This is a genomic window from Actinosynnema sp. NPDC004786 (assembly GCF_053601135.1).
This window is the reverse complement of sequence record NZ_JBSGBG010000065.1, coordinates 20,769-36,092: the sequence shown is the minus strand read 5'-3', so window position 1 is coordinate 36,092 and position 15,324 is coordinate 20,769. Positions and strand designations below refer to the sequence as shown.

The window sequence follows — 15,324 nt, the reverse complement described above, 5'->3', positions numbered from 1 at the left end:
GTCGCCCGCCCCCCCCGGCCCCCCCCCCCGGCGGCGCCCCCCCCACCCCTCCGGATCACGCGGCCCCGCTACCTCCCGATCACGGTGCAGGAGGCGGTCGCGGTCCTGGTCGGGTCGCTCTCCGACGTGGCCGTCAGGGTCACCTTGGACACCAGCGGGCCGCCGTCCCGCCGTGCGTGGACGGGCACCTCCACCTCCTCGCCGAACCCGGCCGTGGCGAGGGCGTTGGGCAGCGAGACGGACCAGCCGCGGCCTTCCGCCTTCGCCGACACCCGGTACACGTCGGCGTCGAGGTACCGCTCGACCGGTTCGGGGTGCTGCGCGGCCGGTGCGGCGGCACGTCCGGTGTTGACCAGCGGGAAGCGGCACGTCGCCACGCCGTCGGGGCCGGCGCGACCGACGGTCGGCGCGACCCTCACCCCACGCCGCTGCGGGCCGGCGCCGTCCAGCGACCTGATCGCCACCGCGTAGGACAGCACGCCCAGCCGGTCGCGCTTGACGTCGAGCACGTAGAAGTGCAGCCGGTTGGCCGCGTCGACGTACTCGTACTCGCTGCCCGACCCCGTGCCGGCGTGGAAGAGCGCGTCCGACAGCTGCCGGTAGTCGCCGACCGTGATGGGCACCCGGGTCCCGTCCGGCAGCACGTAGTCGGTCATCCCGATGTCCTGCGGGTTGGCGTCCACCACCCAGGCGAACGGCGCGAGGTCCGCGTTCTTGGTCTTGGCCAGCAGCACGCCCGCGTCCGGCGTGAACGAGTCCGCCCCCATCCGGTCCACGACCTCGACCGTGTAGTTCTGGTAGCCGCCGCCGTCGCACAACGGGTCCGCCCGGACGTCGCAGGCGGGCGACAGGTCGCCCGCGCCGAGGGCGACGTTGACGCCCGCGAGCCCGTCCGGGCCGGGCTGGACGGCGCGGGCGGTGACCTCCGCGACGACCACGCCGGAGCCCGCCAACGCCTCCCTGGACAGGCGCAGCACGTTGCGCTCGTCGACGATGCCGAGCTTGATCTTGTTGCGGAGCACGTGCTGCGCGCCCATCGACCCGCCCGCGGTCGCCGGGATGACCCAGCGGGAGTGCGGGCCGCCCGGACCGTTGAACGAGCCGCGCGACAGCATGTCCCAGATGCCGGTGTAGGCGCGGCGCGGCGGGTTGCCGTACGGGTTGTTGTAGTTGTCGCCGATGCCGAGCAGGTGGCTCAGCTCGTGCGCGTAGACCCCCTGGCCGGAGCTCTCCGCCTGGGTGGACGAGCCGCCGCCCGCGTTGGGCCAGATGCCGGAGCCCGCGGCCCACGACGTCCAGTCGACGTAACGGGTGCGCGACCAGTTCGGCAGGGCCGGGTCGGGCGGGCCGAACTCGTCGGGCACGTCCTCCTTCGTCGGGAACTTCATCATCCCGAACTCCTGCCACGTCCCCGACTCGTCCTGGCCCGCGGACAGGAAGTAGACGAAGTCGTACCCGCGCGGCACGGCCGGGCCGACGTCGGCCACCCAGGCGGCGTTGCCGTCGGTGCGGATGTCGCGGTCGCAGGTGTCGCCCGCCGGGCAGGCGGCGCCGCCCTGGAACTCCATGGCGTACTCGTGGTCCTTGCCCGGCATCGTGTACGGGCCGAACGCCGTCAGCTCGACGCCGTAGCGCCCGCCGGAGTCCTCCATCCAGTACTCGTGCACGGTGTGGCCGCGGTTGAGATCGTTCGGCGTGTTGAGGAAGTCCCGGTAGAACCGGGCGACCTGGTCGCGCGGGATGTCGTGGGCGGCCGCGCCGGGGTTGCCGAAGACCGTCGACCGCTCCGGTTGGGTCACGACGAACGGCTGGTTCGGGTAGTCCAGCAGGACGAGCGCGCCCTTGAAGTTGCGCACCGATCCCTTCACCGACGGGTCGGCCCAGTTGGTGCCGGGCACCTTCCGGTAGTCCCGTTCCCACGTCATGTGGTCGGGGTTGACCCAGTTCTGCGGGTCGATCGGGCCGGGGAACCCGGCCTGCGCCGCCACGCGGGCGGAGTCGCGCGTTTCCTGCCACGGCTGCCGTTGCGGCCAGTGGTCTTGTTGCCAGTGGTGCGGTGGGTCGTCGAGCGGAGCGGCGGTCACGCCGGTGTTGCCGGTGGTGAGCGCGGCGACCGAGAGCGCGGTCGCGATCAGCAGGACGGGGCGCCGAGGCCCGCGACGGACAGGTGTGTGGTCCATGCCACCTCCGTGGTGCGGATCCGCTCACGCTAACCACCACCGCCCGTCCGGCGCGGTGGTGCGAGGGCGTTGTCAGTTGACGGACGGGCACGGCTCGTGCCGGGACGACGGGCCGCGCCCGCCGCCTCCGCCGCGCCGAATACGACGCCCGTACCGGTCGGAAATCATTCGTGCGGGTTGGTGTCGGCGCGATCCGGCGTGACGGGCACGAGGTCCCGGGGTTCCACGAGGGCCACGGGTCCGCCTTTCCACCGGAGCCCGACACGTCGTACACCGAATTGTTCGGAGAACGACGGGAATCCCGTCATCCGGGAGATCAAGCGCCCGTCGATGTCATGGAAAGCCCGGCGGCGCAAGGACTCCGGACGAAGGTGTCCACGTTCCGGGAAAGGCGATTCGGACCGACGCGTTTCTGTACATTCACCCCCGGCTTGATCACCTCCCTTTCCGGTCCGGAGTTCTCCCATGGCGCAGAAAGAACCGCGGCGCGCCGCGTTGTCCGCCACGCACGCGGTCCTGGTGCGGGTCGCGGCGGTGGGCGCGTTGGTCGCGGTGTGGGAGTTGTTGGTGCTCGCGGAGTTCTGGCCGCCCGCGGTGCTGCCCGGACCGGTGCAGGTGTGGGACCAGCTGCTCGCCGCCTCCGACAGCGGCAACGGGCAGGGCGGGTACGCGGGGTCCACAGTGGTCGAGCGGCTCGGGGTGAGCCTGCGGCGCGTCGGTTACGGCTCGGCCTACGGCATCCTGGTCGGGGTGGGGCTCGGGCTGCTGATGGGCCTGGTCCCGCTGGTCCGCGCGGTGGCCGAGCCGTTCGTGACGTTCCTGCGCGCGTTGCCGCCGCTGGCCTACCTGAGCCTGCTGGTCATCTGGTTCGGCATCGACGAGGAACCCAAGGTCTACCTGCTCGTGGTGGCCGCGTTCCCGCCGGTCGCGGTCGCCACCGCGGCGGCGGTGACGGGCGTGAACCGCCAGTACGTGGAGGCCGCGCACGCGCTCGGCGCCTCCAGGCTCGGCGTGGTCGGCACGGTGGTGCTGCCCGCGTCCGCGCCCGAGATCCTCACCGGCGTCCGGCTGGCCGTGGGCGTGGCCTACAGCTCCGTCGTGGCCGCCGAGACCGTCAACGGCGCGGACGGCATCGGGGGCATGGTCCTCAACGCCCAGCGCTACAACCAGACCGCGGTCGTCCTGCTCGGGCTCGTCGTCATCGGCGTGACCGGGCTGCTCATCGACACCGCCATCCTCGCGCTGCAACGCGCCGTCTCGCCGTGGCGCGGGCGGGCGTGAGCGCCGACACCGGGAGCACCACCATGTCCGTCACCCGCAGATCGGTCCTGTCCCTGTTCGCCGCCGCCCCGGTGCTGGCGGCGTGCGGGGTGGGCGGCTCGTCGCCGTCCGCGCCCGGCGGGCGCGAGGTCCGCGTCGCGTACCAGAACTTCGCCGACAGCACGCTCCTGGTGAAGGACCAGGGCGTGCTGGAGAAGGCGCTGCCCGACCACCGGATCTCCTGGACGTCGTTCGACTCCGGCGCGAGCATCAACACCGCGTTCCTGGGCGGCGCCATCGACCTCGCGGTCATCGGCAGCAGCCCCGCCGCGGCCGGGCTGTGCCCGCCGCTGAACATCCCGTACCAGGTCGTCGAGCTGCTCAACGTGATCGGCGACAGCGAGGCGCTGGTGGTGCGCAACGCCAGTGGCGTCACCGACATCAAGGGCCTGGTGGGCCGCAAGGTCGCCGTCCCGTTCAGCTCCACCGCGCACTACAGCCTCCTGGCCGCCTTCCAGCAGGCGGGCGTCGACCCGGCCTCGGTGACGCTGGTGGACCTGGAGCCGCAGAACATCCAGGCCGCCTGGCAGCGCGGCGACATCGACGGCGCGTACGTGTGGACGCCGGTCCTGAGCGTGCTCCAGCGCGACGGCGTGACCCTGACCGACAGCGCGAAGCTGGCCGCCGCGGGCAGGCCGACCCTCACGTTCACCGTGGTGCGCAAGGAGTTCGCCGAGGCCAACGGCGACGTGCTCGACCGGTGGCTGGCCGCCACCGACGACGCCATCAAGAAGATCAAGACCGAGCCCCGGGTGGTGGCCGAGGCGGTGGCGCGGCAGATCGGGGCGAGCGTGGACGACGCGTTGTCGCAGCTCAAGCAGAACATTTACGTCGACCACGCCGAGCAGCTCGGTCCCGGGTACTTCGGCACCGCCGACGCGCCGGGCAAGCTCGCCGAGCAGCTCCGGGCCACCGCCGAGTTCCTGCACGACCAGAAGAAGGTCGACTCGGTGCCGGACCTGGCGACGTTCCGCGCGGCACTGCGGGCACCCCGTGGGTGAGCCGCTGGTGGAGCTGGTCGACGTCGAGCACCGCTACCGGGCCAAGGGCGCGGACGTGCCCGCCCTCGGGCCGCTGGACCTGCGGGTGGACCCCGGCGAGTTCCTGGTCGTGGTCGGCCCCTCCGGGTCCGGCAAGAGCACCCTGCTGCGGCTGGCCGGCGGGTTCGAGCGGCCGACCGCGGGGGTGGTGCGGGTGCTCGGCGCGCCACCCGTGGCGGGCCGTGACGTCGGCACGGTGTTCCAGCAGCCCCGCCTGTTCCCGTGGCAGACCGTGGGCCGCAACGTCGCCACCGCGCTGCGCTGGGCCGGCGTGCCGCGCGCCGAACGGCCGCGCCGGACCCGTGAGCTGCTCGACCAGGTCGGTCTCGCCGCCCTGGGACCGCGCCGCACGTGGGAGATCTCCGGCGGGCAGCAGCAACGCGTGGCGATCGCGCGGGCGCTGGCCGCCCGGCCGCGGCTGCTGCTGATGGACGAGCCGTTCGCCGCGCTGGACGCGCTGACCCGCGAACGGCTCCAGGAGGACGTCCGTTCGCTGACCGACGGCGAGCGCGGCGTGGTGTTCGTGACGCACAGCGTGGACGAGGCGGTGTTCCTGGCCAGCCGCGTGGTCGTGCTGTCCGACCGGCCGGGCCGGGTCGCGCTGGACCTGCCCGTTCCGCTGCCCCGGTCCGGGGTGTCCGCCGACGAGCTGCGGGGGTCGGCGGAGTTCGCCGCGCTGCGCGGCGAGGTGGCGGGCGCCGTCCGGGCCGTGGCGGCCTGACCAGTAGGGAGAGATCGTGACGCACATCGAGCCCTTGACCCCCACCCTCGGCGCCCGGGTCACCGGCGTGGACCTCGACGACATCCGGTCCACCGAGGCGGCCGCGCCGCTGCGGGCCGCCCTGGTCGAGCACAAGGTGCTGGTGTTCCCGGGCCAGTCGCTCACCCCGACCGGGCACCGGGCGTTCGCCGCCGCGCTGGGCGAGCTGACGCCGGCGCACCCCGTCGTGCCCGGCCTGGACGCCGACCACCCCGAGATCTACGTGCTGGACGCGGGCGACGGCGGCAAGGCGCCCGTCTGGCACACCGACGTCACGTTCATGGCACGCCCGCCGCTGGGCTCGGTGCTGCGGGCCGTGACGCTGCCGCCGACCGGCGGCGACACGTGCTGGACCGACCTGGAGGCGGCGTACCTGCACCTGTCCGAGCCGGTGCGCGCGCTGGCCGACAAGCTGACCGCGTTGCACGACGGGCGCAAGGACTTCGAGGAGTACCTGCGCGAGCGGCTGGGCGGCGAGGGCAACACGTGGGAGGGGCAGCGCGTCCGCTCCCTGGAACCCGTCGAGCACCCCGTGGTGCGCACGCACCCCGAGTCGGGACGGCGCAGCCTGTTCGTGAACCCCGGTTTCACCACCCGGCTGCTGGGCGTGACGGAGGCGGAGAGCAGGGCGTTGCTGGACGTCTTCTTCGCCGCCGTGGGACGCCCCGAGTTCACCGTGCGGCACCGGTGGAGCGAGGGCGACGTGGTGGTCTGGGACAACCGGAGCACGGCGCACTACGCGGTGGACGACTACGGCGACCAGCGGCGCGTGATGCACCGCATCACCCTGCGCGGTGACGTGCCGGTCGGCGTCTGACCGGCGGGCCGGGCGGTCCGCCGATCGTGGCGCGGTCCGCTGGGCTCGGGCACGGCGGAGCGGGCCGGGCGCGGCAGGGCTTCGCGGGGCGCGGGTGTGGCGGGGTCCACCGGGCCGCGGCGTCGTCGGTCAGGCGGGCTCGGTCGCCACCGGGGGCGCGAGGTGGCCCAGCTCGGTGGCCGGGTGGACGGTGATGAGCGTGTCCGTCGCGGTGACGCGCAGCATGCCGGCGAGCCGGTCGGTGATGGCGACCAGGGCGAGGTCGCCGCCCGCCTGCTCGGCCCGTTGCCACAGGTTGATGATGGTGCTCAGGCCGGAGGAGTCGCAGAAGGTCAGGCCGGACATGTCCAGCAGCAGGTCGCGGTGGCCGTCGGCGAGCAGCCAGCACCCCTGGTCGAACAGCAGCTTCGCCGTGACCACGTCGAGGTCGCCGACGACGTCCACCACGGTTCGACCATTGCCCGCGTGACGAACGGTGGTGTGGAACGACGTGTGCATCGGTGGCCGGTTCTCCTCCGTGTCCGAACTTCTCGACTTCCGACGGGCCGCGCTGATCGGCCCCGGCCGCACGCCGGCGCTTCGTCGGAAGTCGAACATACGGTTTCCGCCCATCCTTCGCACAACGCGGGGGTCGATCACCCGCGGCGTCCCCGCGCCCGGCCGCCGGTCGTCCGCCGGCGATCGGCGAACGCGAGGGCCGGGCGCGGGGTCGCGGAGGCCGGACCGGGCGGTCAGTAGTCGTCGGCCGCCTGGCCGCGGCCCACGGCCTCGGCCCGGATCTCCTCCTCGCGCGACAGCGTGTCCGGGTCGGCGCGCACCAGTTCCTCCGGCTGGTCGGTGCGCACCAACTCCGGCTCGTCCTGCGAGATCGCGTCGGCGTCGAAGCTCGCCACGTCCTCGCCGGGCTCCGACGGATCGCCCAGGTCCGACGGCTCGCCCCGGTCGACCGGTTCGGGCGCGGGCGCGCCGGGCTCGACGTCGGGCTGCTCCTCGGCGAGCCGCTGGTCCAGCGGGCGGGGGTGGGACTCCTCCCACGGCGTCATGCCGTACTTGGTCACGCCGGACCAGTGCTCGGGCGGGTCCATCCCCGCCTCCAGCGGGTCCTTGCGGAGGCGGTCCTCGTCCAGGTCCTCGGCGCTGTTCAACGCCGCCGGGTCGTCTTCGACGGCGTCGGGCGACCCGGTGCCCTGGGGGTCGGCGTACGAGTTCAGGTCTTCAGCGCTCATGGCGCTCGTGTACCCCGAACGGCGGTTCCGGAACCCGCTTCCGCCGGAGGTCGGACGCGACGGCCGGACCACCGGCGGGATCGACGGGGCGGGGCGCTGTCGCCCGTGGTCAGCCCCGGCAGTGGTCAGCTGCGGCAGCGTCGGCCACGGTAGTGGTCGGCTGCGGCAGAGGTCAGCCGCGGTAGTGGTCGGCCAGCGCGGCGAAGGCGGCCTTCGGTTCCCACGGCAGGTCCGGGTAGGTGTCGCCGTTGCGGCCCTCCAGGACCTTGACGACGCCGAAGCTCGCCAGGTCGAGGTCGCGCCTCGGGTCGTCCGGGCGGTGCGGGTGGCTGTAGAGGGCGAAGAGGTACGCGAAGGCGCTGTCCACCCCCTCGGCGTCGAAGATCTCCAGCAGCTCGCGCAGGTAGGCGGCCTGGCCCTCCTCGTCGCGGACGTAGTCGCCGGTCAGGCGGACCGGGTTGCCGGCCTCGTCGTGCTCCACGATCTCCATGCTGCGCGGGGCCACGTCGCCCGAGCCGCGCCAGGTGGCGGTGCCGAACCCGGTGATCGCGACCGGCTTGCCCTGCGCCACGAGCCCGCGCACCGCTTCCCGGTACCGGTCGGCGACCTCCGCGGAGCGGATCAGCTCGACCGACACGATGTCGAACAACGCCCAGTCGACCCGCTCGAACGGGATGCAGGCGTAGGTCACCCGGCCACCGAACCGCGCGCGGACCGCGGGGACGGCCTCGCGGAGGAAGTCGTCGAGGCGGGCGCCCGCCTCGGCCATCCGCTCGGCCCGGCCCTCCGGCCGGCTCAGCAGCAGCTCCAACCGCCGCTCCAGGGTCTCGCCGGGCAGGAAGCCCCGGTTCATGATGCTCAGTTCGACGCCGGCGACGAACACCACCTCGGCCCCGTCCCGCCGAAGTCGTTCCGCCCGCTGCGCGCAGTCGGTGAACAGCGACAGCACCTCCGCGCTCGTCAGGTCGAGCGGGTACGGCGAGAACCACACCTCCAGCCCCAGGTCGGCGGCGCACCGGGAGGCCAGTTCCAGCCGCTCGGGATCGCCGCCCACGACGTGCACGGCGGTGCAGTGCAGGTCGTCGCGGATGATGGTCAGCTCGCGCCGCACGACGTCCGGGTCGAAGCTCTCGCGGGAGTTGCGACCGTTGGTCACGAAGCCCGTGTCGTACGCGATCCCCTTGCCACGCATCGGCTCGGTCCTTCCTCGTCTCTGTGGTGCCACCGAGGCTAGGCGCAAAAAGTGCGTGCACGCAAGTTTGCGCGGACGCACCTCAAGCTGGGATGCTGGCCGCGTGACGACACGGCGGACCGGGCTGCGCGAACGGAAGAAGCAGGCCACCAGGGAGGCGTTGCGCGAGGCGGCGCTGCGACTGGCCCTGGAACGCGGACCCGAGAACGTGCGCGTGGACGACATCGCCGAGGCGGCCGGCGTCTCGCCGAGGACCTACAACAACTACTACTCCAGCCGGGAGCAGGCGATCGTCGCCGCCGTCACCGCGGAGCGGGAGGCCGGGATCGCCGCGGCGGTGGCCGCGCGCCCCGCCGGAGACCGTCTCGCCCACGCGGTGGTCGAGGCGATCGTGGCGCAGTACACCGACCCGGGCGAGCGGCACCGCGACGCGTTGCTGCTGATCACCACGCGTCCCGCGCTGCGCCACGCGTTCGTCGGCACCGCGGGCGCGATCGAGCACCCCCTCGCCGAGGCGATCGCCCACCGCCTGGGCGACACCGACTCCGACACGCCGCGGGTGCTGGCGGCGAGCGTCGCCGCCGCGGTCGGGATCGCGCTCGAACGCTGGGCCCGACCCGGCTCAGCGGCCGGCGGGCTCGTCGTGCCGGCCGGCTCGCTGCCCGACCTGATCCGCACCACCCTCGCACCGCTCGTGCCGGCGCTCGACGCCGCCGAGGACCGGGCGCGGCGGAACCCGTCCGGGTGACGGAACGCCCGACGACGCGCACCGACCGGCCAGGCACGCGCGGCACGGCAGGCACGGTCCAGCACAGCCGGGGAGGCACGGCGCGCCCGACACGGGCACGGGCATGGCATGCAAGTCGCGCACGGCAGGCACAGCCGGGAAGGCGCGGTCGGGAAGGCGCGGTCGGGAAGGCGCGATCAGGGAGGCGCGGCCGGGAAGGCAAGGCCAGGAGGCGCGGCGCGGCCGGGTCGCGCGGTGGCGGTCGCACGGAAAACCCGTGCACCCACCCGGCCGACTCCTGCTACCGTCCGGGTGACCGTTGACCGTGGAGGAAGCCATGGCTGCCCGGAGCCTCGCACCGGGCCACCGCACCGAGGCCGCGTGACGGCCCGGGTCGCCCGGTGACATCGCCCTGACCAGAGCCGATGCACCACAGGGAGCTTCCCCATGTCCGGAAAACCCTCGTCCACCTGGTACGTGGACTTCTTCACCGAACTGCCCAACGAGTTCTGGCGGCGCGCCGTGCCGCCGGAGGTCACCGTCGAGGAAGTGGACTTCGTCGAGCGACGCCTGGGCCTCGCGCCGCGCTCGCGCGTCCTGGACGTGCCGTGCGGCAGCGGGCGGCACAGCCTGGAGTTCGCCCGGCGCGGGCACCGCGTGACCGGGGTCGACCTGTCCGCGGAGGCGATCGGGCACGCCCGGCGCGCCGCCGCGGGCCTCGACGTCGAGTTCGTCCACGCCGACATGCGGGACGTCCCGCGCGACGGCGGGTTCGACGCCGCGGTCTGCCTCGGCAACAGCTTCGGCTACCTGGAGCCGGACGGACTGCGGCGGTTCGCGGCCGCGCTGGGCGACGCCGTCCGGCCCGGCGGCGGCCTGGTCGTCGACGTCGCCACGGCCGCCGAGTCGGTGCTGCCCGCCTTCCGGGCCGAGCCGCGGACCATGCGGACCGGCGACATCACCGTCCTCGCGACCAGCGAATACGACGTCGCCGGGAGCCGCCTGCTCAGCCGTTACCGGTTCACCCGCGGCCCGGAGGAACTCGACGTGACCGCGGTCCACCACGTGCACACGGTGGCGCAGGTGCTCGACCTGTTGTCGGTCAACGGGTTCGGCGACTTCGGGCTGTTCGCCGGCCCGAAGGGCGAACCGTACGCGGTCGGCGACGGGCGACTCCTCGTCACCGCACGTCGATCGTCCTGAGTGGACGGCGCCGGCCGGTCCCCCGGGACCGGCCGGCGCCGGTTCGCCGCGTTCTCCGCAGGAACGCGGTCCACGCCGGCAACTCCTTGCACCACAAGGACTATCGCGCACCGCATTGGGCCTAACGCGGTAACGGCGCGCTGCCGCCGCCCGATCTCCGCCAGTGAACCGGGGCCGACCGAGGCTCTGCGGGCAATGGTGGGGGTTGCATGTTGTCCAGTGTTCCGACACGGAACAGAGCCGGCACGTCGGCGGCTCGATTACTGGCGGTCGCCGTGTTCGCCTCGGCGTTGGCGGTCGTGCCGGTCGGGTCGCACGGGTCGGTGGCGGTCGCCGCGACCTCGACCGGGTTCACCGACGTCCCGCCGACGGCGAAGGTGGGCGAGCCTTACACGTTCGCGGGCACCGTCACCGACGAGGGCGCGATCGACGCGGTCGAGGTGTCGACCGACGGCGGTGTGGCGTGGCGCGCGGCCTCGTGGCGGGCCGGGCAGGTGAACTGGAGCCACACGTTCACACCCGCGACCTCGGGGACCGCGCAGTTGCGGGTCCGGGCCCTGGACTCGGCGGACGCCGTGATCGACGAGGCGGCCGCGCAGACGTCGGTCGAGGCCCGGGTCTGCCCGTGCGGGCTGTGGTCCGACTCCGACGTGCCGGCGGCGACCTCGACCGACTACGCGCCGGTCGAGCTGGGCGTGAAGTGGCGCGCGACGTCCGACGGGTACGTGCGGGGCATCCGGTTCCACAAGGCGCGGACCAACACCGGGACGCACACCGGCTCCCTCTGGACCTCCGCCGGGGCGCTGCTCGCGACCGGCACGTTCCGCGACGAGACCGCGAGCGGTTGGCAGACCCTGGTCCTCCCGGAGCCCGTGCGGGTGACCCGCGACACCACCTACGTCGCCTCCTATCTGGCGCCCCGCGGGCAGTACTCCTACGACCGCGACTACTTCCGGGAGTCGCGCTACCTGGAGCCGCTGACCGGCCTCGGAACCGGGGTCGACGGCGCCAACGGCGTGTTCCGGCAGGGCGGCGGCTTCCCGGACACCGCTTCCCCGTCCGACGCGAACTACTGGGTCGACCTGGTCTGGGCGCCCGAGCCCGGCGCGGACACCAGGGTTCCCTACGTGCTCGGCACCACCCCGGTCGACGGCGCCGGCAGCGTCGGCACGCGGCCCCAGCTCACCGCGACGTTCGACGAACCGGTCGTGCCGAACTCGGTGGAGTTCACGCTGTTCGGCGCCGCCGGCACGGTGACCGGCCAGACGTCCGTCCAGAGCGGCGGCAGAACCGTCCAGTTCACCCCCTGGAACGCGTTGACCTACACCACGCCGTACATCGCGACGGTGCGGGCGCGTGACGCCGCGGGCAACCAGTCCGGCACCTACATCTGGCGGTTCATCACCGGCGCGGAACGCCGGACGGAGTGCCCGTGCACGCTGTGGGACGACTACTTCAGCCCGGCCGTGCCCACCGTCGAGGACGCGCAGCCGGTGGAACTGGGCGTCAAGGTCCGGTTCGCGGGCCGGGGCGAGGTGCTGGGCGTCCGGTTCTTCAAGGGCGTGGGCGGCGGCAGCTGGCACACCGGGTCGTTCTGGACGTCCACGGGGACGCTGCTGGCGACCGGCACGTTCGCCAACGAGACCACGACCGGGTGGCAGACCCTGATGTTCGCGCAACCGGTGCCCGTGGAGGCCGGTACCACGTACGTGGCGTCCTACTTCGCGCCCAGCGGCCGCTACGGGGTCACGCAGCGGTACTTCGAGGTGCAGCACCCGATGACCTTCGGGTCGATCAGCGTGCCGCCGGACAGCCCGTCGAGCCCCAACGGGCTGTACCGCTACGGGGGCGGGTTCCCCACCTCCGGGCACGCCGCGTCGAACTACTGGGTCGCCCCCGTGTACCGCACGAGCCTCAACGGCGACTCCACCCGCCCCACGCTCGACAGCCGCACGCCCGCCGCGGGCACGACGGACGTGGCGCTCGACCAGCCGTTGACCCTCGGGTTCAGCGAGCCGGTCGACCCGCTGTCGGCGGTCATCACGCTGCTCGACAGCTCGGGCGGGTTCCTGCACGGGACCTCCACCGCCTCGGCGGACCGGAGGACCCTGACCTGGACCGCGAACGGCGCCCTCAAGCCCGGCACCCGGTACCAGGCCCGGGTGCAGGTCGCCGACGTCAACGGCAACACCATGGCGGCGATGGACACCTGGAGCTTCACCACGGTCCCGACGACGGACTGCCCGTGCTCGCTGTTCAGCGCCGCGGCGGTGCCGACCTCCCGGTCCCTGACCGACTCCGGCGCGTACGAGCTGGGCATCCGGTTCTCCTCGACGCGTGACGGCTGGGTGGACGGGGTGAGGTTCCACAAGAGCGACGGCAGCACCGGCACCCACACGGGCTCCCTGTGGACCTCGTCCGGCGTGCGGATCGCGACCGGCACGTTCACCGGGGAGACCGACACCGGCTGGCAGACCTTGAGGTTCGCCGAGCCCGTGGCCATCGTGAGCGGCGAGACCTACGTCGCCTCCTACACCGTGTCCGACGGGCGGTACTCGTTCAACGAGCAGTACTTCCTGTGGGGCAGGACGGTCGTTTCACCGCCGTTGGCCTCGGAGGGAGGCGAGGCGTCCGGTGTGTACGTCCCCGGCAGCGGGTTCCCGCGCATCTCCGGCAACGGCGCCAACTACTGGGTCGACGTCGACTTCCGGCCGGACGACGCCGGGTTGTCGTCGGTCCGGATGGGCCTGACCCCGTGGGCGTCGGCCTGACGGCCGAGCACCCGGGTGCGTGGTCGGATCGGGAGGCCCCGATCCGACCACGCACCGCCGTTGGGGACCTTCGGGTGCCCGCAGGTCTCGGATTCCACCGCTCCACCGATGTCGCGGAGGTCGTGGACACCCGTCGCCCTACGTGCGAGAGCGCTCCCAGACTCCTGGAAGAATCGACCGGGTTCACCGCGTGGCCGATACGCCTGTGACAGCGCCGACGGCCGCGCGGGAATTCGTTCGCAACAGGGTGATCCGTCCTTCGCCCGGCGCTCTCGCCGGGCGATGGGTCGTGTCCAGGATCTGGGGGTTCGTGTGGGAAATCCGATCGCCGTGGGCGGGGACGTGGCGTCCGGCGGGACGGCGCGGTACGACGCTCCGGAGTGGGTGGCGCGCTTCGACCACTCGGCGCCCGGGGTGGGCGAGGTCATCCACGACCGCACCGCCGAGCTGCGGGAGCGCTGCCCGGTCGCGCGCAGCGACGCGCACGGCGGGTTCCACGTGGTGACCCGCGCCCGGGACATCCGGCAGGTGGCCACCGACGACGCCACGTTCAGCTCGGCCGTCGAAGGGCTCGGGGCGACGATGGCGCTGCCCACGCCCGAGGGCGTGTCCGCCCCGCTGTTCGACAGCGACCGGCCCGAGCACACGCGGTGGCGACGGGTGATGCGGCCGTTCTTCAGCCGCGACGCCGCGGCGCGGCACGAGCCGTACATCCGGTCGGTCGCCCGCGGGGTGCTGGCCGACCTGCGCCCGCGCGGCGAGGCCGACCTGGTGGCCGACTTCGCGGCGGTGGTGCCGCCGCTGGTCACCGCCGCGCTGCTGGGCGTGCCCGGTGACCGCCGGGAGGAGTTCTCGGCGTTGGCGCGGGAGCTGTTCACCTCGACCCCGGCGGGGTCCGCGCACCGGCCGGCGGGACTCCTGCTGGAGCTGATCCGCGCCCGGCGGGGCGAGGCGGAGCACCGCGACGTGCTCGGCGCGGTGGTCAACGCCCGGGTCCGCGACCACGACGTGGACGACGACGCCCTGCTCAAGCACGCGGTCATGATGGTCGCGGCGGCCACGCTGACCACCGCGGACACCATCGCCAACACGGCGCTGGTCCTGGGCACGCGCCCGGAGCTGCGACAGCGGGTGCTGGCCGATCCCGCGTTGATCCCGGCCCTGGTGGAGGAGAGCGTGCGGCACGAGTCGGCGGTCGCGGCCACCGGGCGGACCGTGCGGCGGGCCACCGCGCTGGCCGGTGTGCCGCTGCGCCGCGGGGACCGGGTGCTGCTGTTGTGGGGCAGCGGCAACCGCGACGCCGACCTGTTCCCGGACGGGGACGTGTTCCGGCTCGACCGGCCGCGGCCGGACCGGCACCTGGGCTGGGGTGCCGGCCCGCACCGCTGCCTGGGCGTGCACCTCGCCCGGCTGCAACTGCGCGTGGTGGTGCAGGAGTTGCTGGCGGCGCTGCCGGATTTCGAGCCCGTGCCCGGTTACCGGGCCGAGCGCACGTTCGGGGCGCTGCGCGGGCTCCGCGCCCTGCCCGTCCGGTGGAGCGTGACCGCGGGGTAGGCCGGACCCGGCGCGACGCGGGGCTCGGCAGTGGACGGTCCGGCGAGCCCTCCCCCGCCGTGACGCGTGCCCCGGACCGGCGATCCGGGGCACGCGCGACACCGCCCGTCGTGGTCCGGGAGGCGGCGCCACTCGTTACGCTGTGTCGAGACGGTGTTGACGGAAGGGCGGCCATGGCGTTCGAGCGGAAGTACAGCGACGAGGTGCGCGCCGCCGCTGTCCGCCGGGTTGTCGAGCGCCGCCAGGCCGAGCCCGGCAACCGGTCGATCCTGCGCGAGGTGGCCGAGGAGTTCGAGGTCGGCGAGCAGTCCCTGCGGATCTGGGTGAAGCGGCTCGACGACGGCATGTTCAGCGCCGGCGAGGCCGCCCGGCTCCGGCAGGCGCCGCGGGAGCGGCTGCTCGCCCGCATCGCCGAGCTGGAGGCCGAGCTGGAGTCGGCGCACGAGCGGATCGGGGCCATGCAGGAGGAGATCGACGTGCTGAAGAAGGCGTCCGCGATCTTCGCCGCCGAGTTGGCCAAGCGCTGACCCGTCC

Annotated in this window: 13 protein-coding genes; 9 read left to right on the top strand and 4 right to left on the bottom strand. The window is 73.6% G+C overall.

Annotated elements, in window-relative coordinates; genetic code table 11:
- Positions 1-68: 68 nt before the first annotated feature.
- A complete protein-coding gene (locus ACWEFJ_RS36055) occupies positions 69-2,180 on the bottom strand; it encodes a M6 family metalloprotease domain-containing protein (protein WP_449716519.1) in 2,112 nt (703 codons plus the stop codon).
- Between the two features lie 465 nt (positions 2,181-2,645).
- On the opposite strand from ACWEFJ_RS36055, the gene ACWEFJ_RS36050 reads away from it, so the two are divergent.
- Genes ACWEFJ_RS36050 through ACWEFJ_RS36035 form a run of 4 tightly spaced genes read left to right on the top strand, consistent with a single transcriptional unit; the run spans position 2,646 to position 6,117 of the window.
- Positions 2,646-3,461 carry an ABC transporter permease gene (locus ACWEFJ_RS36050; protein WP_378095200.1) on the top strand — a complete coding sequence of 272 codons (816 nt, stop codon included), beginning with the start codon at positions 2,646-2,648 and terminating at the stop codon, positions 3,459-3,461.
- Positions 3,462-3,484: 23 nt separating this feature from the next.
- Positions 3,485-4,501, top strand: coding sequence for a taurine ABC transporter substrate-binding protein (locus tag ACWEFJ_RS36045; RefSeq protein ID WP_449716518.1), 1,017 nt, complete (start codon positions 3,485-3,487; stop codon positions 4,499-4,501).
- Positions 4,494-5,261: an ABC transporter ATP-binding protein gene (locus ACWEFJ_RS36040; protein WP_378095196.1), complete on the top strand. Its 768-nt coding sequence runs from the start codon at positions 4,494-4,496 to the stop codon at positions 5,259-5,261. The genes ACWEFJ_RS36045 and ACWEFJ_RS36040 overlap by 8 nt, the downstream gene beginning before the upstream one ends.
- 16 nt (positions 5,262-5,277) lie before the next feature.
- Positions 5,278-6,117 (top strand): TauD/TfdA dioxygenase family protein, encoded by an 840-nt coding sequence (locus ACWEFJ_RS36035; RefSeq protein WP_378095194.1) that lies wholly within the window; start codon positions 5,278-5,280, stop codon positions 6,115-6,117.
- Positions 6,118-6,246: 129 nt separating this feature from the next.
- Here the strand turns inward: ACWEFJ_RS36035 and ACWEFJ_RS36030 are convergent, their stop codons facing one another.
- The 3 genes from ACWEFJ_RS36030 to ACWEFJ_RS36020 form a co-directional block, all read right to left on the bottom strand.
- Positions 6,247-6,564, bottom strand: a complete 318-nt coding sequence (locus ACWEFJ_RS36030; protein WP_449716517.1) for an STAS domain-containing protein — start codon at positions 6,562-6,564, stop codon at positions 6,247-6,249.
- Positions 6,565-6,848: 284 nt separating this feature from the next.
- The gene (locus ACWEFJ_RS36025) at positions 6,849-7,343 is read right to left on the bottom strand and encodes a hypothetical protein (protein WP_378097861.1); all 495 of its coding nucleotides are present in this window, start codon (positions 7,341-7,343) and stop codon (positions 6,849-6,851) included.
- Between the two features lie 172 nt (positions 7,344-7,515).
- A complete protein-coding gene (locus ACWEFJ_RS36020) occupies positions 7,516-8,535 on the bottom strand; it encodes a hypothetical protein (protein WP_378097859.1) in 1,020 nt (339 codons plus the stop codon).
- A 103-nt stretch (positions 8,536-8,638) separates the two neighbouring features.
- On the opposite strand from ACWEFJ_RS36020, the gene ACWEFJ_RS36015 reads away from it, so the two are divergent.
- The 5 genes from ACWEFJ_RS36015 (at position 8,639) to ACWEFJ_RS35995 (ending at position 15,317) form a co-directional block, all read left to right on the top strand.
- Positions 8,639-9,283: a TetR/AcrR family transcriptional regulator gene (locus tag ACWEFJ_RS36015; RefSeq protein WP_449716516.1), complete on the top strand. Its 645-nt coding sequence runs from the start codon at positions 8,639-8,641 to the stop codon at positions 9,281-9,283.
- Positions 9,284-9,709: 426 nt separating this feature from the next.
- Positions 9,710-10,465, top strand: coding sequence for an SAM-dependent methyltransferase (locus ACWEFJ_RS36010; RefSeq protein WP_449716515.1), 756 nt, complete (start codon positions 9,710-9,712; stop codon positions 10,463-10,465).
- A gap of 209 nt (positions 10,466-10,674) precedes the next feature.
- Positions 10,675-13,236, top strand: coding sequence for a DUF4082 domain-containing protein (locus ACWEFJ_RS36005; protein ID WP_449716514.1), 2,562 nt, complete (start codon positions 10,675-10,677; stop codon positions 13,234-13,236).
- A 330-nt stretch (positions 13,237-13,566) separates the two neighbouring features.
- Complete coding sequence (locus ACWEFJ_RS36000; RefSeq protein ID WP_449716513.1) at positions 13,567-14,790, top strand: cytochrome P450; 1,224 nt, start codon at positions 13,567-13,569, stop codon at positions 14,788-14,790.
- A gap of 173 nt (positions 14,791-14,963) precedes the next feature.
- Positions 14,964-15,317 (top strand): transposase, encoded by a 354-nt coding sequence (locus tag ACWEFJ_RS35995; protein ID WP_378094463.1) that lies wholly within the window; start codon positions 14,964-14,966, stop codon positions 15,315-15,317.
- The last annotated feature ends 7 nt before the right edge of the window (positions 15,318-15,324 follow it).